At 58.7% G+C, this 21,948-nt stretch carries 23 protein-coding genes and 3 tRNA genes; 17 read left to right on the top strand and 9 right to left on the bottom strand.

Annotated features, from left to right (window positions below):
* Positions 1–179: 179 nt before the first annotated feature.
* Complete coding sequence (locus tag LOY50_RS09945) at positions 180–533, bottom strand: hypothetical protein (protein ID WP_214508969.1); 354 nt, start codon at positions 531–533, stop codon at positions 180–182.
* A 261-nt stretch (positions 534–794) separates the two neighbouring features.
* Between LOY50_RS09945 and LOY50_RS09950 the strand changes: the two genes are divergently transcribed.
* Positions 795–1,616, top strand: a complete 822-nt coding sequence (locus tag LOY50_RS09950; protein ID WP_253473044.1) for a shikimate 5-dehydrogenase — start codon at positions 795–797, stop codon at positions 1,614–1,616.
* 6 nt (positions 1,617–1,622) lie between these two features.
* On the opposite strand, the gene LOY50_RS09955 is transcribed toward LOY50_RS09950, so the two are convergent.
* On the bottom strand, positions 1,623–2,270 hold the full coding sequence (locus tag LOY50_RS09955) for a YceH family protein (RefSeq protein ID WP_253473047.1): 648 nt from the start codon (positions 2,268–2,270) through the stop codon (positions 1,623–1,625).
* A 130-nt stretch (positions 2,271–2,400) separates the two neighbouring features.
* Here LOY50_RS09955 and LOY50_RS09960 point away from each other — a divergent pair, with 130 nt between their 5' ends.
* On the top strand, positions 2,401–2,910 hold the full coding sequence (locus LOY50_RS09960; protein WP_253473050.1) for a DUF1993 family protein: 510 nt from the start codon (positions 2,401–2,403) through the stop codon (positions 2,908–2,910).
* A gap of 211 nt (positions 2,911–3,121) precedes the next feature.
* Here the strand turns inward: LOY50_RS09960 and sstT are convergent, their stop codons facing one another.
* A complete protein-coding gene (gene sstT, locus LOY50_RS09965; protein WP_253473052.1) occupies positions 3,122–4,354 on the bottom strand; it encodes a serine/threonine transporter SstT in 1,233 nt (410 codons plus the stop codon).
* Between the two features lie 282 nt (positions 4,355–4,636).
* On the opposite strand from sstT, the gene LOY50_RS09970 reads away from it, so the two are divergent.
* Positions 4,637–5,788 (top strand): MFS transporter, encoded by a 1,152-nt coding sequence (locus LOY50_RS09970; protein ID WP_063322136.1) that lies wholly within the window; start codon positions 4,637–4,639, stop codon positions 5,786–5,788.
* On the opposite strand, the gene nhaR is transcribed toward LOY50_RS09970, so the two are convergent.
* Complete coding sequence (gene nhaR, locus LOY50_RS09975) at positions 5,785–6,681, bottom strand: transcriptional activator NhaR (RefSeq protein ID WP_063322135.1); 897 nt, start codon at positions 6,679–6,681, stop codon at positions 5,785–5,787. The two genes, LOY50_RS09970 and nhaR, sit on opposite strands and share 4 nt — an antisense overlap.
* A 139-nt stretch (positions 6,682–6,820) precedes the next feature.
* Here nhaR and LOY50_RS09980 point away from each other — a divergent pair, with 139 nt between their 5' ends.
* Positions 6,821–7,072, top strand: coding sequence for a hypothetical protein (locus LOY50_RS09980; RefSeq protein WP_258690760.1), 252 nt, complete (start codon positions 6,821–6,823; stop codon positions 7,070–7,072).
* A 26-nt stretch (positions 7,073–7,098) separates the two neighbouring features.
* Complete coding sequence (locus LOY50_RS09985; RefSeq protein WP_063322133.1) at positions 7,099–7,848, top strand: TerC family protein; 750 nt, start codon at positions 7,099–7,101, stop codon at positions 7,846–7,848.
* Between the two features lie 82 nt (positions 7,849–7,930).
* Here LOY50_RS09985 and LOY50_RS09990 read toward each other — a convergent pair whose 3' ends face one another.
* On the bottom strand, positions 7,931–8,095 hold the full coding sequence (locus tag LOY50_RS09990) for a hypothetical protein (protein WP_258690761.1): 165 nt from the start codon (positions 8,093–8,095) through the stop codon (positions 7,931–7,933).
* A 224-nt stretch (positions 8,096–8,319) separates the two neighbouring features.
* Here LOY50_RS09990 and LOY50_RS09995 point away from each other — a divergent pair, with 224 nt between their 5' ends.
* From LOY50_RS09995 to LOY50_RS10005, 3 genes are all read left to right on the top strand, one after another.
* A complete protein-coding gene (locus LOY50_RS09995; RefSeq protein WP_258690762.1) occupies positions 8,320–8,997 on the top strand; it encodes a peptidase C39 family protein in 678 nt (225 codons plus the stop codon).
* A gap of 100 nt (positions 8,998–9,097) precedes the next feature.
* Entirely contained in the window at positions 9,098–9,292 is a 195-nt protein-coding gene (locus LOY50_RS10000) for a DUF6021 family protein (protein WP_214508976.1), read from the top strand.
* Between the two features lie 145 nt (positions 9,293–9,437).
* Entirely contained in the window at positions 9,438–9,563 is a 126-nt protein-coding gene (locus LOY50_RS10005; protein WP_258691297.1) for a hypothetical protein, read from the top strand.
* Between the two features lie 318 nt (positions 9,564–9,881).
* Here the strand turns inward: LOY50_RS10005 and LOY50_RS10010 are convergent, their stop codons facing one another.
* The 3 genes from LOY50_RS10010 to folD all read right to left on the bottom strand — a co-directional run bounded on the left by LOY50_RS10010 (position 9,882) and on the right by folD (position 12,395).
* Positions 9,882–10,022: a hypothetical protein gene (locus tag LOY50_RS10010; protein ID WP_258691298.1), complete on the bottom strand. Its 141-nt coding sequence runs from the start codon at positions 10,020–10,022 to the stop codon at positions 9,882–9,884.
* Between the two features lie 265 nt (positions 10,023–10,287).
* Positions 10,288–11,226 (bottom strand): D-alanyl-D-alanine endopeptidase, encoded by a 939-nt coding sequence (pbpG, locus tag LOY50_RS10015; RefSeq protein ID WP_214508977.1) that lies wholly within the window; start codon positions 11,224–11,226, stop codon positions 10,288–10,290.
* Positions 11,227–11,540: 314 nt separating this feature from the next.
* On the bottom strand, positions 11,541–12,395 hold the full coding sequence (gene folD / locus LOY50_RS10020; RefSeq protein ID WP_014339305.1) for a bifunctional methylenetetrahydrofolate dehydrogenase/methenyltetrahydrofolate cyclohydrolase FolD: 855 nt from the start codon (positions 12,393–12,395) through the stop codon (positions 11,541–11,543).
* 281 nt (positions 12,396–12,676) lie between these two features.
* Here folD and LOY50_RS10025 point away from each other — a divergent pair.
* The 3 genes from LOY50_RS10025 (at position 12,677) to LOY50_RS10035 (ending at position 13,013) form a co-directional block, all read left to right on the top strand.
* Positions 12,677–12,753, top strand: a tRNA-Arg gene (locus tag LOY50_RS10025).
* 41 nt (positions 12,754–12,794) lie between these two features.
* A tRNA-His gene (locus LOY50_RS10030) sits at positions 12,795–12,870 on the top strand.
* A gap of 58 nt (positions 12,871–12,928) precedes the next feature.
* Positions 12,929–13,013, top strand: a tRNA-Leu gene (locus LOY50_RS10035).
* Between the two features lie 9 nt (positions 13,014–13,022).
* Here LOY50_RS10035 and LOY50_RS10040 read toward each other — a convergent pair.
* Entirely contained in the window at positions 13,023–13,172 is a 150-nt protein-coding gene (locus LOY50_RS10040) for a hypothetical protein (RefSeq protein ID WP_253473064.1), read from the bottom strand.
* A gap of 264 nt (positions 13,173–13,436) precedes the next feature.
* Between LOY50_RS10040 and tig the strand changes: the two genes are divergently transcribed.
* The 6 genes from tig to LOY50_RS10070 all read left to right on the top strand — a co-directional run bounded on the left by tig (position 13,437) and on the right by LOY50_RS10070 (position 21,946).
* Positions 13,437–14,747, top strand: a complete 1,311-nt coding sequence (gene tig / locus LOY50_RS10045; protein ID WP_003199860.1) for a trigger factor — start codon at positions 13,437–13,439, stop codon at positions 14,745–14,747.
* A 92-nt stretch (positions 14,748–14,839) separates the two neighbouring features.
* The gene (clpP, locus tag LOY50_RS10050; protein ID WP_003199862.1) at positions 14,840–15,475 is read left to right on the top strand and encodes an ATP-dependent Clp endopeptidase proteolytic subunit ClpP; all 636 of its coding nucleotides are present in this window, start codon (positions 14,840–14,842) and stop codon (positions 15,473–15,475) included.
* A gap of 112 nt (positions 15,476–15,587) precedes the next feature.
* The gene (gene clpX, locus LOY50_RS10055) at positions 15,588–16,871 is read left to right on the top strand and encodes an ATP-dependent Clp protease ATP-binding subunit ClpX (protein WP_013692650.1); all 1,284 of its coding nucleotides are present in this window, start codon (positions 15,588–15,590) and stop codon (positions 16,869–16,871) included.
* Between the two features lie 161 nt (positions 16,872–17,032).
* Positions 17,033–19,429 (top strand): endopeptidase La, encoded by a 2,397-nt coding sequence (lon, locus tag LOY50_RS10060; protein ID WP_214508979.1) that lies wholly within the window; start codon positions 17,033–17,035, stop codon positions 19,427–19,429.
* 148 nt (positions 19,430–19,577) lie between these two features.
* Complete coding sequence (locus tag LOY50_RS10065; RefSeq protein WP_002552737.1) at positions 19,578–19,850, top strand: HU family DNA-binding protein; 273 nt, start codon at positions 19,578–19,580, stop codon at positions 19,848–19,850.
* A 224-nt stretch (positions 19,851–20,074) separates the two neighbouring features.
* Positions 20,075–21,946 carry a SurA N-terminal domain-containing protein gene (locus LOY50_RS10070; RefSeq protein WP_258690763.1) on the top strand — a complete coding sequence of 624 codons (1,872 nt, stop codon included), beginning with the start codon at positions 20,075–20,077 and terminating at the stop codon, positions 21,944–21,946.
* Positions 21,947–21,948: the final 2 nt, after the last annotated feature.

The raw sequence follows: 21,948 nt of genomic DNA on the forward strand, positions 1-21,948 counted from the left end.
GTAGGAGCTGGCGAAGCCTGCGATCTTTTGATCTTTCGCCTGAGATTCAAGTGTCTGGGGAAAGATCGCAGCCTCGTTGCACTCGACAGCTCCTACGCAGTTGGAGCGGTTAACCAGTGGACATAAAAAAAGCCTGTGATCATCGATCACAGGCTTTTTTGTGCTACCCGGGAGGTTGATTACCAGCGACCGTAATGACCACGAGGTGGGCCATAGTAGTAGCCCCGTGGTGGCCCGTAATACACCGGCGCTGGGCGATAGTAGATCGGTTGCTCTACATACACCGGCTGTGGCTGGTAGTAGACCGGCGGTGGTTGCTGCACATAGACCGGCTGCGGTTGGTAGTAGACCGGTTGTTGCTGCACATACACCGGCCGATCACGGTTGATGAAGGCCGAGCCAACGATGGCCGAACCGACGATGGCACCAAAAACGGCGGGCCCCTCCCAACCACCACGACCGTGGGCGGATGCCTGGCCGGTGACCGCGAGTGCCCCCATGAGCAGGGCGATGATGGGAAGTTTACGATTCATGGCTGTTCCTCGTTTCGGCCCCGGCGCCTGTGGTCTGCAACAGACCCGATGAGGGTCGCGGGGATACTTGCTCTGACAACGATTTTCTCAGGATTTGCGACGCCGTTGGGTAAATATTGTGTAAGGTCTGTAGCGCTTTTCCTTACCGCGCTGCGTTATCCAGGGGCCTGGGACCGGGCTGAGCTGGCGGTATCATCATCGAATAAAACCTTTCGCAGCGGTGATTCCGTCTGTCCGAAAGTGAATTGCAAGGAGACACGCATGCAGATCAATCCCAACAAAGACACCCAACTGTGCATGTCGCTATCGGGGCGTCCCGGAAACTTCGGCCTGCGCTTTCATAATCACCTGTACGAACAATTGGGCCTGAATTTCTATTACAAGGCGTTCAGCAGCCAGGATTTGCCTGGAGCTGTGGGCGGTATCCGTGCCCTGGGGATTCGTGGATGCGGCGTGTCGATGCCGTTCAAGGAAGCCTGCATTGCCCTGGTGGATGAGCTGGATCCTTCCGCCGCCGCAATCCAGTCCATCAACACCATCGTCAATACCAACGGCCATCTGAAGGCCTACAACACTGACTACATCGCCATCGCCCAGTTGTTGCAAAGCCACGCGGTGCCCAAGGACTCGACCTTTGCCTTGCGCGGCAGCGGCGGCATGGCCAAGGCTGTGGCCAGTGCCTTGCGCGATGGGGGTTACAAGAGCGGGCTGATCGTTGCCCGCAATGAAGCCGCCGGGCGAGCCCTGGCCGAGTCCCTGGGGTATGAATGGCAAGCTGACCTGGGTACCCGGCGGCCACAGATGCTGATCAACGTCACGCCGATCGGCATGACCGGCGGCCCGGAGGCCGACCAGTTGGCGTTTGAGCCCGAGACCATCGCTGCGGCCGAGACTGTGTTCGATGTCGTGGCGATCCCGTCGGAAACGCCCCTGATCGTGCGCGCTCGGGCCGAAGGCAAACGGGTCATCACCGGGCTGGAAGTCATTGCGATCCAGGCCCTGGAGCAGTTTGTGCTGTACACCGGCGTGCGGCCCAACCTGGAGCAATTTGAAAAAGCCGTGGCCTTCGCCCGGTCGGTGTAGGCGCTGCTATTCCAGCCGCGACAGGCGTTCTTCCAGGGCCGCGATCCGCGCTTCGAGTTCTTCGAGGCGCTCCAGCGAGACAGCGCCGCCGGCTGCACGCTCCACCGGGTGCTGGCGGGCGGCGAGAATCGCTTCGATGTCCGCCGGATCGCCCATGGCGTGCACATAGCGGTCTTCGCGCTGGCCGGCCTGGCGTGGCACCAGCAGCGCCAGCCCCCGGGCGATCAGGCGTTCAAGCTGGTGCAAGACTTGTTCGGCGTCTTCGAAGTCGTGCATCCGCCCGCTGCGGGTCAGTAGCTCATTGACTGTTTGCGGGCCTCGCAGGAACAGCAGGCCCATCAGGATCACCTGGGCCGGTACCAGCTCCAGGGCTTTGTCGACCCGATGTTCCCAGCGGTCGGCGCGGCTGCCCATCACCAGTTTGGTAAAGCCGCGACCTTCCAGTGCCCGCAGGCTCTGGCCGACCTGGCCCGGGTTGAGGTTCATCACCGGTTCGCGGCTGGTTTTCTGGTTGCAGGCCAGTACCAGGGCATTGAGCGTCAGCGGGTAGGTCTCGGGGTTGGTGGCCTGCTTTTCGACCAGCGCGCCGAGGATGCGGATTTCCGTGCTATTGAGCCGTGGTTCTTCAGCCTGCTGTTGTTCTTCGATGCTCATCGCGCGTTCCCTATGCTGTGGAAGCCGCCTAGCCTAATCCTTGCGTAATAAAAGACAAGCTGTGCAACAAGCCGTGGCTATAATCGCAGCCGTTTGATTCATTCTTTCCTGCCACCTGCATGAGATCGCCATGACTATTTCCCTGTACGCCGCTTCCGTCCCGGTTTTCAAGCAGATGCTCAACGCGTTGAGCGATGTTCTGAACAAGGCCGAAGCCCACGCCACCGCGAAGAACATCGACCCGAACGCCTTCCTGCAAGCTCGCCTGTACCCGGACATGTTCCCGCTGGTGCGCCAGGTGCAGATCGCGGTGGACTTCGCCAAAGGTGTGTCTGCACGCCTGGCCGAGATCGAAGTGCCGAAGTATGAGGACAGCGAGACCTCGTTCGCCGAGCTGCAAGCCTTGATCGCCAAGGTCTTGGCCTTCATCGGTGACATCAAGCCTGAGCAGATCGATGGCAAGGAAGGCATCGAAATCGTTACCCGTCCGGGCACGCCGAAGGAAAAGCGCTTCAGCGGCCAGAACTACCTGCTGACTTACGGCCTGCCGCAGTTCTTCTTCCACGTCACCACCACCTACGCCTTGCTGCGCCACAATGGCGTGGAAGTGGGCAAGCGCGACTACATGGGCGCGTTCTAACCCCGCAGGCATGAAAAAGCCCGGGACGGTGTGGGCCGTTCCCGGGCTTTTTTGTGGCTGACTGGCACATCCTCGGCGGATGTGCCGCCGCTATCGCGAGCAAGCTCGCTCCCACAGGGGGATCTGTTGTGTAGCGGCTATTGTGTGAGCGCCGCTGCCCCCTGTGGGAGCGAGCTTGCTCGCGATAGCGATCGAACAGCCACCGTAATGGTTACGCCGTACGCGCGAGCTTCTCTTCCTCGCCCAGGCACGCCGCCGCCGTGAACAGCACATCCGTAGACGAGTTCAACGCCGTCTCCGCCGAGTCCTGCAGGACACCGATGATGAAACCCACCGCGACCACTTGCATGGCGATTTCGCTGGGAATGCCAAACAGGCTGCACGCCAGGGGAATCAGCAACAGTGAACCACCGGCCACCCCGGATGCGCCGCACGCGCAAATGGCCGCGACAACGCTCAGCAGCACCGCCGTTGGCATATCCACTGCGATACCCAGGGTATGCACAGCCGCCAGGGTCAGTACGGTGATGGTAATGGCGGCACCCGCCATGTTGATGGTCGCGCCCAGTGGGATCGACACCGAATAGGTGTCTTCATGCAGGCCCAGGCGTTTGCTCAGTTCCAGGTTCACCGGAATATTCGCCGCCGAGCTGCGTGTGAAAAACGCCGTAATACCACTCTCGCGCAGGCAGGTGAATACCAGCGGGTAGGGGTTGCGACGCAGTTTCCAGAACACGATGAGCGGGTTGACCACCAACGCCACGAACAGCATGCAGCCGATCAGTACGGTGAGCAGGTGCAGGTAGCCGAGCAGGGCGCCGAAACCCGAGGTTGCCAGGGTCGAGGCCACCAGGCCGAAGATCCCCAGCGGGGCGAAGCGGATCACCAGGCGCACGATCACGGTGACGCCGTTGGACAGGTCTTCGAGCACGGTACGGGTGGTCTGGCCAGCATGACGAATGGCGACGCCCATGCCGATGGCCCAGGCCAGGATGCCGATGAAGTTACCGTCCATCAGCGCCCGGACCGGGTTATCCACCACGCTCAGCAGCAGGCTTTGCAGAACCTCGCTGATGCCACCGGGCGCCGTGACTGCGACGTCTTGGGTCGACAGCACGAGGCTGGAGGGAAACAGCGTACTGGCAATCACCGCGACCACCGCGGCGGCAAAGGTGCCCAGCAGGTAGAGGAACAGAATCGGCCGGATATGGGTTTCCTGACCATGCTTGTGGTTGGCGATCGAGGCCATGACCAGCACGAACACCAGGATCGGCGCCACGGCCTTGAGCGCGGAGACGAAGACCTTGCCGATGAATGCGGTGGACTTGGCCACGTCGGGCGCCAGCCATGCCAGGACAATACCGGCGATCAGGCCGATGATGATTTGCGTCACCAGGCTGGTGCGTTTGAGGCGTTGCATAGGGGTAACGGACGAAGCTGTCATAACGGCATCTCTGATTTTATTGTGTGCAACGGTCGACGAGTCAGGGCAACAAGCGGGCAGGCCACATGAGCGGACCGTGAGAAAGTACGGCGTTTGCAGGCCGCGGACTTTATCACAGCCCGATGAAAAATCTGACGGACCTGTGACGATCCGTCACTCGGGTGTTCAAGCGTGTTTTGTCTGGTGGACGCATTCTGTTAGGCTTTGCCTTCATCACCTTTCTATATCCGCCAGCGAGCCCCTCGGGCTGACGCTGGTGTCGTCGTTTCGCTGGAGTTCTGCATGTTGTTACCCATTTTTCTGTTGTCGGCCGCCGGTTTTACCGTGCTGACCACGGAATTCGTCATCGTTGGCCTGTTGCCCTCCATCGCCCGCGACTTGCAGGTCAGCATCCCCCAGGCCGGGCTGCTGGTGACGTTGTTCGCGTTTACGGTGGCGGCGTTCGGGCCATTCCTGACGGCCTGGTTCGCCCGCTTTGAGCGGCGCAAGTTGTTTATCAGCGTGCTGGTGATGTTCGGTCTGGCCAACATGCTCGCCGCAGTCGCCCCCAACATCTGGGTGATGGCCGTTGCCCGGTTGATCCCGGCCCTGGGCCTGCCGGTGTTCTGGGCGCTGGCCAGTGAAACGGCGGTGGACATTGTCGGGCCACAGTTGGCCGGGCGGGCCATCGCCCGAATCGGCTTTGGCATCGTCTGTGCCACGGTGTTCGGCATTCCCGTGGGCACGTTGATTTCCGATGCGTTTGGCTGGCGCAGCGCGTTCGCGATCCTGGCGGTCATCGCCTTCGCCAAGGCCTTGCTGCTGTTTATCTACTTGCCGAAAACCAATCTGCACCAGCATCAGGTGAGCTTTCGTTCGCAATTCAAGATCCTGCGCAGCCCGTTGATGCAAGGGCATGTGCTGTTGTCGATCCTGGTGTTCAGCGGCATGTTCACCGCCTACACCTATCTGGCGGATATCCTCGAACGCCTCGCTGGGTTCGATGGCACCCTGGTGGGCTGGTGCCTGATGGGCTTCGGCGCCGTCGGGCTGCTGGGCAATTCCCTGGGCGGCCGGGCGGTGGACCGGCATCCGTTGATCGCATCAATGGTCTTCTGCCTGTTCCTGATTGGCGGCATGGTGGCGTTGGTACCGAGCATTCATTCGCCCCTCGCGCTGGCGGCGGCGATGGGCATCTGGGGCGTGACCCAGGCGGCCTTGTTCCTGGTCAGCCATGTGCGGCTGATGAAGGCGGCCCCGCAGGCCCCGGCCTTTGCCGCATCGTTGAACATCGCCGGGGCCAACCTGGGGATTGGCTTGGGGGCGATGGTTGGTGGCCGGGTCATCGATACCCTGGGCCTGGGCAGTGTCGGGTTTGCGGCGGCAGGGTTCATCTTCGTATCGATCCTGCTGGCGTTGCTCCTGATGACTTTCAAACCTCGCGTCACCTGCTAAGCGCTGAACAACTCGCGACGCGCGCCTTCGGCAATCGCGACGATGCCGGGGTGGCTGACCTTGCGCTCCACGGAAATGGCGTAGAAGGATTCGCTCACCGCGTCGGTCTGGCCGATCACTTCTACGCCGTACTGGCGCTTGACCTCTTCGGCGATCACGCTCGGGCCGATGAAAATCCCGCTGCCTGATTGGCCGAAGGCCTGCATCAATGCGCTGTCGTCGAACTCGCCGACGATGCGCGGCTGGATCTGTTGCTCGGCGAACCAGCGTTGCAAGCGGCTGCGCACCACGGTTTCCGGCCCGGGAATCAGCAGCGGAGCGTCATGCAGGCCGTGGGGGAAATCCTGCCCGTAGCGTTCGGCCAGCGCGGCGGTGGCGAAAAAGCTGATCCCGCATTCCCCCAGTTTCTGGCTGTAGCCCTTGATGTCCAGGTGGGTTGGCATTGGGCTGTCGGAAATCACCAGGTCCAGACGCTGGATCGCCAGGTCTGCCAGCAGCCGCTCGAGCTTGTCCTCGCGACAGGTAATGCGCAGCGGCTCACTCAACTCCATGGTCGGCGCCAGCAGCCGGTAGACGATGGATTTGGGTACCACATCCGCCACCCCGACCCGAAACAGGGTTTGCTGCTCGTTGGGCTGGGCTCGCAGCATCAATTCCAGCTCACCGCCCAACTGGAACATGTGTTCGGCGTAGGGCAAGGTCTGGCGGCCGGCCTCGGTCAGTTCCAGCTGCCGTCCGACGCGGCGAAACAGCTTGATGTTATAGGTCTGTTCGAACAGGGAAATCTGCCCGCTGATGGTCTGTGGGGTCAGGTTCAACTGCTCGCAGGCGCGCACGATGCTGCCGGTTTTCGCCACCACCCAGAAGTAATGCAATTGTCGGTAATTGAGCATGGGTTCACACGGATTCGTAAAAACCGAAGTATAACCGCTGAAAATACGAATTTTCCTGAAGTGTTCGCGTCTCTAGAATGCCTGGCCATTGGCGGGCCATTTTCGTGCGTCTTCTATTCTCTCAAGAGGCATTTATTTCATGACATACAAACCCCTGGGACTTGCAGCCTTGTTGACGATGTCTGCAATGACATTGGCGGGCTGTGAGCAGGCTGAAAAAAGTGCCCAGCAACTGATGGGACAGGCAGCGCAAACCGCCAAGCAGGCCATTGATGACACCCACAAGGCCGCCGAACAGGCGATCAGCGAAGCCACCGGCGGGTTGATCAGCCCGAAGAAAAAACCGGCGGACGAAGTTGACGAAACACAAACCCCGACCAAAACCATCTAACACGTCACATCAGTCAGGACTGACCCATGGATTATCTTTTACAGCTCGCCGCCAGTCCCACCGCGTGGATCGCCCTGGCAACTCTGGTGGTCATGGAAATCGTGCTCGGCATTGATAACCTGATCTTCATTTCGATTCTGACCAACAAGCTGCCCGCCCAGCACCGTGCCAAGGCACGGCGGATCGGTATCGGCATGGCGCTGATCCTGCGCCTGGGCTTGTTGAGCACCATTGCCTTCATTGTGCAGTTGACCGAACCGGTCATCGAAATCCTGGGTCAGGCGTTCTCCTGGAAAGACATGATCCTGATCGCCGGTGGCCTGTTCCTGTTGTGGAAAGCGACCACTGAAATCCATCACAGCATGGACCCCGCACCGAATGACCCCAAGTCGGCCACGTCCGGCGTGACCCTGGGCTTTGCTGCTGCAATCGGTCAGATCCTGATGCTGGACCTGGTGTTCTCCATCGACAGCATCATCACGGCTGTGGGCATGACCGAGCATTTGCCGATCATGATCATCGCGGTCGTTGTGTCGGTGTTGGTGATGCTGCTGGCGGCCGAACCGCTCGCCAAGTTCATCAATGACAACCCGACGGTGGTGATGCTGGCCCTGGGCTTCCTGATCATGATCGGCATGACGCTGATCGCCGAAGGCTTCGGCGCCCATGTACCGAAGGGCTATATCTATGCGGCCATGGCGTTCTCGGCGGCGATCGAAGTGTTGAACATGTTGTCCCGTCGGGCCAGGGAAAGGGCGTTGGCCGACAACGCCTGATGCCAGGCAGACAGAAGCCACCCGGGTCCAGGCCCGGGTGGTTTTTTTTGGATTTGAGAAGTATGGGTTTGAACGTGAGCAGTCAGTGTGCGGCGGCGTGGTGCCGGGCCGGTTTGGCGGCTTTTCCCGATGGCGCAGGTGGCACGTGATGATGGCGCCGAGCAATTCGAAGCACCCCCCACAGCATGGCCGTGGCTACGCTCAGCCAGCCGAATATCAGCATCAGGATTGTCGTCGTCAGGCTCATTTGTGCCTCCTTCTATCCCCGGTCCGGGATATCGCACCCAGTACAATGGACAGTCTAGTCGCTCAAGTGTTGCAGCTAATCGATCTATGGCGCTGGGGTTCGGATCGGTTCGTTCTATCACCCTCGTAAAACGAAGGTTATGGCTATACCCAGGGCTGTGCGCGCCTTATGATCGTCGACCCAAGCCTGGCCCGGATGCCGGGTGTCTGAACAAGAGAGTCATCATGTCACCGGTTATTTCATCTTTTCGATCACTGGTCCTGACGCTGTCCTGCCTCGTTGCCCTGGTGGGGTGTGCGGGCAGTGTGTCGCCGCAGATCCAGCGCCTGCCCGAGCGGGTGGAACTTAACAGCGTGCCGTTCTTTCGCGGCGAAATGTACCAGGGCGCTCCGCAGTCCCTGGCCGCCTTGCTGACGTTGCAAGGCACTGTCATCACGCCGGGGCTGCTGGAAAAACCGTTGCACCTGCCCGGTGGCGAAGCTGGTTTGCAGGAGAATATACCCACCCTGGCGCGGGAGTACGGGTTGCTGGTGTATCCCCTCCGCCCCAGGCTGCCGGTATTGTTGGAGCAGGTCGCGGCGGGTTATCCGGTGCTGGTGCGCTATATCGACGGTTCGGCGTTCTGGGCCGAGCCTCGGTATGGGATTCTCGCCGGCTACAACCGTCAGAAGCAGACGGTATTGCTGCGCTCAGGCATGAACCGGCGGCAGTTGATGAGCTTCAGTGCCTTCGAATCGGACTTCCAGAGCGCGGGCGGCTGGGCGGTGCTGGTCCAGCGACCTACGCAGCTTCCGGCCAATGTCGACTCGCAGCGGTGGCTCAAAGCGGCGGCCGAATTGGCCGGGGCAGGGCAGGAGCAAGCGGCGGCGCGGGCCACCAAGACCTTGGAAACGGCGCATTGATCGCTCCCCCCGTTCGTCACTTGCCGGGCACAACCTGGCAGGCCTGAGGCTCTTATTGTCAGGGTTGGGCATTTTCCGACCGTGATTGGAGGAGGCGCGCATGGCACAGTCGAAAACACCTACGGGGCCACATTCGTCAGAGCATTCCAGTGGTGATGACCTGGGGTTTGATCCGGATTCGCCGGACCTTGAGGATCCTCAGGTTGATCCGGTAGGGCCGGCCAAGGCGCCTCTGGACAAGAAGGATGAGGGCAAGCCCAAGCCTTATGATCCGCTGGGTGATCTGAAGGTCTAGAGATTGCCGTGGGTTGGTGTGTATATCCGTTTCTGCGGTAACGGCGGCTTATGGTTCCGCTCTTACAGCGGGTCACTTTTGGAAGAGCGCCAAAAGTAACCAAAAGCGCTTTGCCCCACCACTCGGTGCCTCGCTTAGGCTCGGCATGCCCTCACTCCGGCATTGCTCCGTGTGCCGCCGCGAAGGGCCATCCATGGCCCAGCGCGGCTATCCCGGCATCCATGCCGGGATGCCCACTGCGCAATGCCTGCGTTCGGCCAGCGTGGTTTAACGGGGCGTCCAGATCAAGATCCAAAGCAACAGCAACAGCAACAGCAACAGCAACAGCAACAGCAACAGCAACAGCAAGAGCGGGGCTCATGCCGGCATCTATGTGGCTGAGCCACTGCTATCGCGAGCAAGCTCGCTCCCACATTGGATCTTCCGTAGACACAATATTTGTGTACATCCAGAGCCCCCTGTGGGAGCGAGCCTGCTCGCGAAGAGGCCGGCACATCCAACATCTTCATTGACTGGGACACCGTCATCGCGAGCAAGCTTTGCTCCCACAGATCTGATGGGTGTACGACCGCAAGAACCAGGTCGGCTGTTAGGCCGCCTCGCGGTGGACGTTGATCTGGGGCGCCCCATTAACCACGCTGGCTGAACGAAGGTATTGCGCAGTGGGCACCTCGGCATGGATGCCGAGGTAGCCGCGCTGGGCCATGGATGGCCCTTCGCGGCGGCCCACGGAGCAATGCCTTCGTTCGGGCACACCGAGCCTAGGCGAGGTGCCGAGTGGTGGGGCAAAGCGTTTTTGGTTACTTTTGGCGCTCTTCCAAAAGTGACCCGCCGTAAGGGCGGAACCGCCAGTGGCCGTTACCGCAGCAACGGATATACACACCAAAACAAGTACCGCAAAAAACAAAAAAACGGCGCTTCCCATTTCTGAAAGAAGCGCCGCTTTTTCTAAGTGAACAGCATTACGACGAGTCAGGGCTTTTAGGGGTCGCGGATTACTTGGAAGCTTCCACCACACCACTCTGGCGGCTCTTGAGATTCTTGGCAGCCTTGTATTGCAGGGCCACTGACGGCACGTCGGCGCTTTTTCCGGTCTCGACCCAGCTACGAATCCGGCTGGCATCGGCGAAGTGCGTGTACTTGCCGAATGCGTCGAGGATCACCAGTGCCATCGGGCGATTGCCCATCTTCGTCACCAGCACCAGGCAGTGGCCGGCCTCGTTGGTGAAGCCGGTCTTGGTCAACTGGATATCCCAGTTGGCCTTGTGGACCAAGTGGTCAGTGTTGCGAAAGCCCAGGCTGTACACAGGCTTGCGGAAGGTAACGGTCTTTTCCTTGGTGGTGCTCAGTTCGCTCAGCAGTGGATACTTGCGCGCGGCGATCAGCAGCTTGGTCAGGTCCCTGGCAGTCGAGACGTTGTGGATCGACAGGCCCGTCGGTTCGACGTAATGGGTGCTGGTCATGCCCAGCGCCTTCGCCTTGGCGTTCATGGCGGCAATGAACGCCGCGTAGCCACCCGGATAGTGGTGGGCGAGGCTGGCGGCGGCGCGGTTTTCCGAAGACATCAGGGCGATCAGCAGCACGTCCCGGCGCGACAGCTCGCTGTTGAGCTTGACCCGGGAAAACACGCCCTTCATCTCAGGGGTGTTGGCGATGGTGATGGAGATGTACTCATCCAGGTTCTGTTTGGCATCCAGCACGATCAGGCCGGTCATCAACTTGGTCACCGACGCGATGGGCACCACCACGTCCGGGTTGCTCGAATAAACGACTTTATCCGTCTGCAGGTCCAGCAACATCGCGCTGCCCGAGGCGACTTGCAGCTTGGCCGTATCCCGTGGGGCTGCGATGGTTTCCTGTGCAGCGACATTCTGCGTGATAAAGCTGCCTGTGAAAGCGATGAACAGGCTGATGATCGAAAGACGGATTTTCACGCGAGTAGGCTCGATAGAGTTGAAGGTGCCGTTGAGCAACGACTTTTAAAAAAAACGTCGCATTTTAGGAGTATGGGCGACAGCAGCGCTATATGCCTGTATCGCCAAGGCTTGTGAATAAATAAAGTTTCATGGAGGGGGATTTTGGCGAAACGAATCTGAAAAATTTGTAATCTGGCGACTAAAGTCCGGTCGCCAGAAACATCTGTGGGAGCGAGCGTGCTCGCGATAGCGGTGTGTCAGTCAACTGGATGTTGGCTGGTCCATCGCTATCGCGAGCAAGCTCGCTCCCACAGGTTTTTTGTTGACGCGTATCAGCTGTGCAGCGTTTCAGCCGCGTACAACGTGTTTTCCAGCAGGCAGGCGCGGGTCATCGGGCCTACGCCGCCGGGTACCGGCGTGATCCAGCCGGCGCGGGGCAGGGCGGTCTCGTAGACCACGTCGCCCACCAGCTTGCCATCTTCCTGGCGATTGATGCCCACGTCGATGACGATGGCGCCTTCCTTGATCCACTCGCCCCGTACCAGGCCGGGTTTGCCCGCGGCCACCACCACCAGGTCCGCGCGGCCGACATGGCCAGCCAGATCCTTGGTGAAACGATGGGTCACGGTCACGGTGCAGCCGGCCAGCAGCAGCTCCATGGCCATTGGACGACCAACGATGTTGGACGCACCCACCACTACGGCGTCGAGGCCATACAGGTCCACGCCAGTGCTTTCCAGCAGCGTCATGATGCCTTTAGGGGTGCAGGGACGAAGCAACGGGATGCGCTGGGCCAGGCGACCGACGTTATAAGGATGGAAGCCATCGACGTCTTTGTCCGGGCGGATACGCTCCAACAGTTTGGAGGCGTCGAGGTGTTCAGGCAGCGGCAGCTGGAGCAGAACGCCATCGATGTTCGGGTCATCGTTCAGGCGATCGATCAGATCGGCCAACGCTTGCTGGGTGGTTTCGGAAGGCAGGTCGTAGGCCTGGGAAAGGAAGCCGACCTCTTCACAGTCTTTACGCTTGTGCGAGACATAAACCTGAGAGGCAGGATCGCTGCCGACCAGGATCACCGCAAGGCCGGGCGTGCGCAGGCCTTGCTCGCGGCGCTCGGTGACTCGTTGGGCGATCTGCTGGCGCAGGCTGGCGGCGATCGATTTGCCGTCGATAAGTTGTGCAGTCATTGCGCGTGGTTAACCATCGAGAGGGGAAAAAAAGAGAACGCATTCTCGCATGCCGGGGCGTGAGGGCAAAGGCGCTTGGTCTGCAAATTCCCCTAACCCCTTTAATTAAATGAATTTTTTTTAAAAAAGAGTTGACGACCTATCAGGCCGTCTATAACATTCGTCGCACTTGTCGGGCACAGCCTAGCACTGGTTAAGAAGGTGGAGCAGAGTTGGTTGTTTCAACTCGGCAAAACTGAAAGCACTTAGTTTGTAATCGTCCAAGAATACAGATTAAAAAGGCGCCCGTAGCTCAGCTGGATAGAGCATCCGCCTTCTAAGCGGATGGTCGCAGGTTCGAGTCCTGCCGGGTGCGCCAATTAGGCAGCTTTGGCACAAGTAAGGCAACAAGGCAATATGGTGGGCGTAGCTCAGTTGGTAGAGCACGGGATTGTGACTCCCGTTGTCGTGGGTTCGATCCCCATCGTCCACCCCATATTCTAGAAAGGCGCCAGATCTAACAATCTGGCGCCTTTGCTTTAAAAGCTTGATACGCGGATGTGGTGGAATTGGTAGACACACTGGATTTAGGTTCCAGCGCCGCAAGGTGTGAGAGTTCGAGTCTCTCCGTCCGCACCATACAAGTCGCTATTTAAATAGCAGAAAACGGCGCAGTACCTGAAAAGGGCTGCGCCGTTTTTGTTTTCCATGGTTCTGTGTTTGGCGTCGGTACGGTTTTTTGGCGCTGCGCGTAGCGGTCAGTTCTTCGCGAATGTGTTTCGTGATGATGCGTGACATGTCCGTCGGTCCCTTTGTAGGGGCGGGCGTCGCGCGATCGGGCAAGCTGCTTCTATATATAGAAGCGTTGGCGCAGAGCCCTGGGCTGAATCGACTGTATTTGCAATCCGGGTGGGGCATGACCGTTTGCCCCGTCCTAAATCCGGCGCCTGTTTCCAGCGCGTTTTCAGTAGGGTGACTTCTTGAGTTTGACCTACTAGAATGCATGCCCTTGATTCTGGGGTCGGAAACGCCCGGCCAACGTCTGTGCAACGAGGAATATCCATGCAAGTTTCTGTTGAAAATACTTCTGCTCTTGAGCGCCGCATGAGCATCACCGTGCCGGCTGAGCGCATCGAGACTCAGGTCAACAAGCGTCTGCAGCAGACTGCCCAAAAGGCCAAAATCCCAGGTTTCCGCCCAGGCAAAGTGCCAATGAGCGTGATCCGTCAGCGTTACGAAGCTGATGCGCGTCAGGAAGCCGTGGGCGACGTGATCCAGTCTTCGTTCTACGAAGCGGTCGTCGAGCAGAAGCTGAACCCGGCCGGCGCTCCGTCCGTCGAGCCTAAAGTGCTGGAAAAAGGCAAGGACCTGGAATTCGTCGCCACGTTCGAAGTGTTCCCTGAGTTCACGGTTGCCGGTTTCGAATCCATCGCCGTCGAGCGCCTGAGCGCTGACGTGTCGGATGCCGACCTGGACAAGATGCTGGACATCCTGCGCAAGCAGAACACCCGTTTCGAAGTGACTGAGCGTGCTGCCCAGAACGAAGATCAACTGAACATCGATTTCGTCGGCAAGGTCGACGGTGAAGTGTTCGCGGGCGGTTCCGCCAAGGCTACCCAGCTGGTGCTGGGCTCCGGTCGCATGATCCCTGGCTTCGAAGACGGCCTGGTTGGCGCCAAGGCCGGTGAAGAGCGCGTTCTGAACGTGACCTTCCCTGAGGATTACCAGAACCTGGACCTGGCTGGCAAAGCCGCCGAGTTCACCGTGACCGTCAACACTGTTTCCGAGCCGAAACTGCCTGAGCTGAACGAAGAGTTCTTCGCCCAGTTCGGCATCAAGGAAACCGGTCTGGAAGGTTTCCGCACCGAAGTTCGCAAGAACATGGAGCGTGAGCTGCGCCAGGCCATCAAGTCCAAGGTCAAGAACCAGGTCATGGACGGTCTGCTGGCCTCCAACCCGATCGAAGTGCCAAAGGCTTTGCTGGACAACGAAGTGAACCGTCTGCGCGTGCAGGCTGTTCAGCAGTTCGGTGGCAACATCAAGCCGGACCAGCTGCCTGCCGAATTGTTCGAAGAACAAGCCAAGCGCCGCGTCGTACTGGGCCTGATCGTCGCCGAAGTGGTCAAGCAGTTCGAGCTCAAGCCTGACGAAGCCCGCGTTCGCGAGCTGATCCAGGAAATGGCCTCGGCCTATCAAGAGCCTGAGCAAGTCGTGTCCTGGTACTACAAGAACGACCAGCAACTGAACGAAGTCCGTTCGGTTGTGCTGGAAGAACAAGTTGTGGATACTGTTCTGCAGAAAGCTAGCGTGACCGATAAAGCGGTCTCTTACGAAGAAGCGGTCAAGCCGGTGGAAGCTCCACAAGCCGATTGATGGTTCTGCGGTAAGAACAAACACCCATAAGCCAGCCTTCGCGCTGGCTTATGCGTATTCAAGACATAACTATTTGGGAGTGACTGCGAGACATGTCCCGCAATTCTTTTTATCAGCAGAGCTCTGACATCCAGGCCGCAGGCGGCCTGGTCCCGATGGTTATCGAGCAGTCCGCCCGCGGCGAACGTGCCTATGACATCTACTCGCGTCTGCTCAAGGAACGCGTCATCTTTCTGGTGGGCCCGGTAGAGGACTACATGGCCAACCTGATCTGTGCGCAACTTTTGTTCCTTGAAGCCGAAAACCCGGACAAGGATATCCATCTCTATATCAACTCCCCTGGCGGTTCGGTGACGGCGGGCATGTCGATCTACGACACCATGCAGTTCATCAAGCCTAACGTTTCGACGACCTGTATCGGTCAGGCGTGCAGCATGGGTGCGTTTTTGCTGACTGCTGGTGCCCATGGCAAGCGTTACTGCCTGCCGAACTCGCGCGTGATGATTCACCAGCCACTGGGCGGTTTCCAGGGCCAGGCATCGGATATCGAAATCCATGCCAAGGAAATCCTCTTCATTCGCGAGCGCCTCAATACCTTGATGGCCAAGCACAGCGGGCGCACGCTGGAAGAAATCGAGCGCGATACCAACCGCGACAATTTCATGAGCGCTGAAGCTGCACGTGAATATGGCCTGATCGATGAAGTGATCAACCAGCGCCCCGCTTAAAATAAGCCGCTCAAAATGAGGTTGATCGGCAGGTCCGATCACCTGCGGGCTTGAAAAAGCCCGCAATTGCCTTCATCTTGTGTTGCAAGCCTATCGGATTTGGATCGATCGAATGACTGACACCCGCAACGGCGAGGACAACGGCAAACTGCTTTATTGCTCCTTCTGTGGCAAAAGCCAGCATGAAGTGCGCAAATTGATTGCCGGCCCCTCGGTCTTCATTTGCGACGAGTGCGTCGACCTGTGCAATGACATCATCCGCGAGGAGGTGCAGGAAGCCCAGGCCGAGAGCAGCGCGCATAAATTGCCTTCGCCTAAAGAAATCAGCGGCATCCTTGATCAGTATGTGATTGGTCAGGAACGTGCGAAAAAGGTACTGGCCGTAGCGGTGTACAACCACTACAAGCGCCTGAACCAGCGTGACAAGAAGAATGACGACGTCGAACTCGGCAAGAGCAACATCCTGCTGATCGGCCCGACAGGCTCGGGTAAGACCCTGCTTGCCGAAACCCTGGCCCGCTTGCTGAACGTTCCGTTCACCATCGCCGACGCAACCACCCTCACCGAGGCGGGTTATGTAGGTGAAGACGTCGAGAACATCATTCAGAAGTTGTTGCAGAAGTGCGACTACGATGTGGAAAAGGCCCAGATGGGCATTGTCTACATCGACGAAATCGACAAGATTTCCCGCAAGTCCGACAACCCGTCCATCACCCGGGATGTTTCCGGTGAGGGCGTGCAGCAGGCCTTGCTCAAGTTGATCGAAGGTACGGTCGCTTCCGTTCCACCCCAAGGTGGTCGCAAGCATCCGCAGCAGGAATTCCTGCAAGTCGACACCCGTAACATCCTGTTCATCTGCGGTGGTGCGTTCTCCGGCCTGGAAAAGGTTATTCAAAACCGTTCCACCCGTGGTGGCATTGGTTTCAACGCCGAAGTGCGCAGCAAGGAAGAAGGCAAGAAAGTCGGTGAATCCCTGCGTGAAGTCGAGCCTGACGATTTGGTCAAGTTCGGTCTGATCCCGGAATTCGTCGGTCGCCTGCCGGTCCTGGCGACGCTGGACGAGTTGGATGAAGCAGCGTTGATGCAGATCCTGACCGAGCCGAAAAACGCCCTGACCAAGCAGTATGCCAAGCTGTTCGAAATGGAAGGTGTAGACCTGGAGTTCCGTTCCGACGCGCTGAAATCGGTCGCAAAACGTGCCCTGGAACGTAAGACCGGTGCCCGTGGATTGCGCTCGATCCTCGAAGGTGTATTGCTCGACACGATGTACGAGATCCCCTCGCAGTCCGAGGTGAGTAAAGTCGTGATCGATGAAAGCGTCATAGAAGGCAAGTCCAAGCCATTGTATATCTATGAAAACAATGAGCCGGCTGCCAAGGCCGCACCGGACGCTTAAGCGTCCCGCTGCCGGAACAAAGAAGGGGCCTTCGGGCCCCTTTGCTTTTTGCGCGTTTTAGACGTGTCTTAGCGCTTGTTTTTTTTCGAGGCTGCCCCCATCTTGGTTTCAAGCTTACTTCCATCTGTTTCCGGCCCTAGGGCCGCCGTAGAGGCGAAATCATGAAGACAACCATCGAATTGCCTCTCCTGCCATTGCGCGATGTCGTGGTGTATCCGCACATGGTTATCCCGCTGTTCGTGGGGCGCGAAAAGTCCATCGAAGCCCTTGAGGCTGCGATGACGGGTGACAAGCAGATTCTTCTGCTGGCTCAGAGAAACCCAGCCGACGATGATCCCGGCGAAGACGCACTGTATCGCGTAGGTACGATTGCAACGGTTCTGCAATTGCTCAAGCTGCCCGACGGCACCGTCAAGGTCCTGGTCGAAGGCGAGCAGCGTGGTGCTATCGAACGTTTCAGCGAAGTGGACGGCCATTGCCGGGCCGAGGTGTCGCTGATCGAAGAGGTCGATGCGCCCGAGCGTGAGTCAGAGGTATTTGTCCGCAGCCTGCTGTCGCAGTTCGAACAATACGTGCAACTGGGCAAGAAGGTGCCTGCAGAGGTCCTGTCGTCGCTTAACAGCATCGATGAGCCTGGGCGGCTGGTCGATACGATGGCGGCCCACATGGCCCTCAAGATCGAGCAGAAGCAGGAAATTCTCGAAATCATTGATTTGTCGGCCCGTGTCGAACACGTGCTGGCACTGCTCGACGGCGAAATCGATCTGTTGCAGGTCGAGAAACGCATTCGCGGTCGCGTCAAGAAGCAGATGGAGCGCAGCCAGCGCGAGTACTACCTGAATGAGCAGATGAAGGCCATTCAGAAAGAGCTGGGCGATGGTGACGAAGGTCACAACGAAATCGAAGAGCTGAAAAAACGCATCGATGCCGCCGGCTTGCCCAAGGATGCACTGACCAAGGCCCAGGCTGAGCTGAACAAGCTCAAGCAAATGTCGCCTATGTCTGCCGAGGCCACCGTGGTGCGCTCCTACATCGACTGGTTGGTCCAGGTGCCTTGGAAAGCCCAGAGCAAGGTGCGTCTGGATCTGGCGCGTGCCGAAGACATCCTCGACGCCGACCATTACGGCCTGGAAGAGGTCAAGGAACGCATCCTTGAATACCTCGCCGTGCAGAAGCGCGTGAAGAAGATTCGTGGTCCGGTCCTGTGCCTGGTTGGTCCTCCAGGGGTCGGTAAAACCTCCCTTGCGGAGTCGATTGCCCACGCCACCAACCGCAAATTCGTACGCATGGCCCTTGGCGGCGTGCGCGATGAGGCGGAAATTCGGGGGCATCGCCGTACCTACATCGGTTCGATGCCAGGAAGATTGATTCAAAAGATGACAAAGGTCGGCGTGCGCAATCCGCTGTTCCTTTTGGACGAAATCGACAAGATGGGTAGCGACATGCGCGGCGATCCAGCCTCTGCGTTGCTCGAAGTCCTCGATCCTGAGCAGAATCATAACTTCAACGATCACTACCTGGAGGTCGATTACGACCTGTCGGACGTGATGTTCCTTTGCACCTCCAACTCCATGAATATTCCGCCAGCGTTGCTGGACCGGATGGAGGTGATTCGTCTGCCGGGTTACACCGAGGACGAGAAGATCAACATCGCCGTGAAATACCTTTCGCCCAAGCAGATCCAGGCCAACGGCCTGAAAAAAGGCGAGCTGGAGTTCGACGAGGAAGCGATTCGCGACATCATCCGCTACTACACCCGCGAAGCCGGTGTGCGTGGCCTGGAACGGCAGATTGCCAAGGTCTGCCGCAAGGCGGTCAAGGAACATGCGCTGGAAAAACGCTTCGCGGTCAAGGTCACTGCAGACCTGCTGGAGCACTTCCTGGGCGTACGCAAGTTCCGCTACGGCCTCGCCGAGCAACAGGACCAGATCGGCCAGGTGACTGGCCTGGCCTGGACCCAGGTCGGTGGTGAGTTGTTGACCATCGAAGCGGCCGTGGTGCCGGGCAAGGGTCAACTGATCAAGACCGGTTCCCTGGGCGACGTGATGGTCGAATCGATCACCGCTGCGCTGACGGTGGTTCGCAGTCGCGCCCGGAGCCTGGGCATTCCCCTGGACTTTCATGAGAAGCGCGACACGCATATCCACATGCCTGAAGGGGCTACGCCCAAGGACGGCCCAAGCGCTGGTGTAGGCATGTGCACGGCCCTGGTTTCGGCATTGACCGGTATTCCGGTGCGCGCCGACGTCGCCATGACGGGTGAAATCACGCTGCGTGGCCAGGTCCTGGCGATTGGCGGCCTGAAGGAAAAACTGCTGGCGGCACACCGTGGCGGGATCAAGATCGTGATCATTCCCGAAGAGAATGTCCGCGACCTGAAGGAAATTCCTGACAACATCAAGCAAGATCTTCAGATCAAACCCGTTAAATGGATTGACGAGGTCCTGCAAATTGCGCTGCAATACGCGCCGGAGCCCTTGCCGGATGTGGCTCCGGAGATTGTCGCGAAGGAAGAAAAGCGAGAGTCTGACTCTAAGGAAAGAATTAGCACGCATTAATACGCATTTGCCTGGGGGGCTTCCTTGACAGTTTTTTAGAGCCCTTGTTATAAAGCGGCTCTTAAGTGTCTGCAGGCCATTCAGCACTCGTTTTTGCTTTCACCAAAAAAACTTAGAATCATCTCAAATAGATATAAGGGGACTTAGAGTGAACAAGTCGGAACTGATTGATGCTATCGCTGCATCCGCTGATATCCCGAAAGCTGCTGCTGGCCGTGCGCTGGACGCTGTAATCGAATCCGTCACTGGCGCTCTGAAGGCTGGCGACTCCGTTGTTCTGGTTGGTTTCGGTACCTTCTCCGTGACCGATCGTCCTGCTCGTATCGGTCGCAACCCGCAGACCGGTAAGACGCTGGAAATCGCTGCTGCCAAAAAGCCAGGCTTCAAAGCTGGTAAAGCACTGAAAGAAGCCGTTAACTAAGGTTTCGTTGAGTTTATCCGGGTCGGGGTCATGCCTGGCTTGGCAGCGGAGCGGTAATACGGCCGGTTGCAACCGGTCTGGCACACCAGGGCTTGCAGGTTAGAGCCCGGTCCGCTCCGCCAGTTACGAGAAGGCGCATCCTCGGATGCGCCTTTCTTCTATCCGGATTCTACCCACGCTCCACGGTTGCCTAAATTTGAAGTTCAACCGTTTCTGGGGGACGCATGCTGCAGAATATCAGGGACAATTCACAAGGCTGGATTGCCAAGACCATCATCGGAGTCATCGTCGCATTGATGGCGTTGACCGGTTTCGATGCCATTTTCAAAGCCACTACCAACAGCAACGAAGCGGCCAAGGTCAACGGCGAAAACATCAGCCAGAACGAGCTGAGCCAGGCGGTCGACATGCAACGCCGTCAGCTCATGCAACAGCTGGGCAAGGATTTCGACGCCTCCTTGCTGGACGAAAAAATGCTGCGTGATTCGGCGCTCAAGGGCCTGATCGACCGCAAGTTGTTGCTGCAAGGCGCACACGATGCGAAATTCGCTTTCTCCGAAGCTGCGCTTGATCAAGTGATCCTGCAGACGCCTGAGTTCCAGGTCGATGGCAAATTCAGCCCAGAGCGTTTCGATCAGGTGATCCGCCAGCTGGGTTATGGCCGTATGCAGTTCCGCCAGATGCTGGCTCAGGAAATGCTGATCGGTCAGTTGCGCGCTGGCCTGGCAGGCAGCGGTTTCGTCACCGATGCCCAAGTGCTGGCATTTGCACGCCTGGAAAAACAGACGCGTGATTTCGCCACCTTGAACATCAAGGCTGACCCTGCCTCCGTCAAGCTGACCGATGATGAGGTCAAGGCTTACTACGACCAGCACGCCAAGGAATTCATGACGCCTGACCAGGTGGTCATCGATTACCTCGAACTGAAGAAGGCCTCTTTCTTCGATCAGGTCAGCGTCAAGGACGAAGACTTGCAGGCGGCCTATCAAAAAGAAATCGCCAACCTGTCCGAACAACGTCGGGCTGCGCACATCCTGATCGAAGTGAACGACAAGGTGACCGAAGCCCAGGCCAGGACGAAGATCGAAGAGATCCAGGCTCGCTTGGCCAAAGGCGAGTCGTTTGAAGCGTTGGCGAAGGAGTTTTCCCAGGACCCGGGTTCGGCTAACAACGGCGGCGATCTGGGTTACGCAGGCCCTGGCGTCTACGATCCGGAATTCGAAAAGGCCTTGTACGCCCTGAACAAGGACCAGGTCTCGGCACCGGTACGCACCGATTTCGGTCTGCACCTGATCAAGCTGCTGGGTGTCGAAGCGCCTGAAGTGCCTACATTTGCCAGCCTCAAGGACAAACTGACCCGCGAGCTGAAGACTCAGCAGGTGGAGCAGCGTTTCGTTGAGGCGACCAAGCAACTGGAAGATGCCTCGTTCGAGGCGTCCGACCTGGCGCAACCCGCCCAGGACCTGAAGCTGACCGTCCACACATCGGCCCCTTTCGGTCGTGAAGGCGGCGAAGGGATTGCGGCCAATCGTGCGGTCGTTACTGCTGCGTTCAGTCCGGAAGTGCTGGATGAGGGTGCCAACAGCACCGCCATCGAGCTGGACCCGGAAACCGTCGTGGTGCTGCGTGCCAAGGAGCACCGCAAGCCTGAGCAACTGCCGCTGGAAAGCGTGGCAGGGCCGATTCGTGCTCAATTGACCAAGGAACATGCCAGCGCGGCAGCCAAGACCCGGGCCGACGAGCTGATTGCCGGCCTGCGCGATGGCAAGGCTGCACTGGACAAGCCGGTCGGTGGCCAAGGCTGGAAAGCCACCCAGGCGGCAACCCGCAACCAGGAAGGCATCGATCCGGCGGTGCTGCAAGCACTGTTCCGCATGCCTAAGCCTGAGTCCAAGGACAAGCCGACGTTCACCAGCGTGACCTTGCCTGATGGCAGCCTGATGGTCGTGCGTTTGAATGGCGTGAACGAAGCAGCGGCACCGACTGACGAAGAGAAGGCGGAGTATCGCCGCTACCTCGCGTCCCGTGTTGGTCAGCAGGACTTTGCGGCGTATCGCAAGCAGTTGGAGAGCCAGGCGGAGATCAAGCGTTTCTAATT

The organism is Pseudomonas sp. B21-010, assembly GCF_024749325.1.
Taxonomy (GTDB): domain Bacteria; phylum Pseudomonadota; class Gammaproteobacteria; order Pseudomonadales; family Pseudomonadaceae; genus Aquipseudomonas; species Aquipseudomonas kilonensis.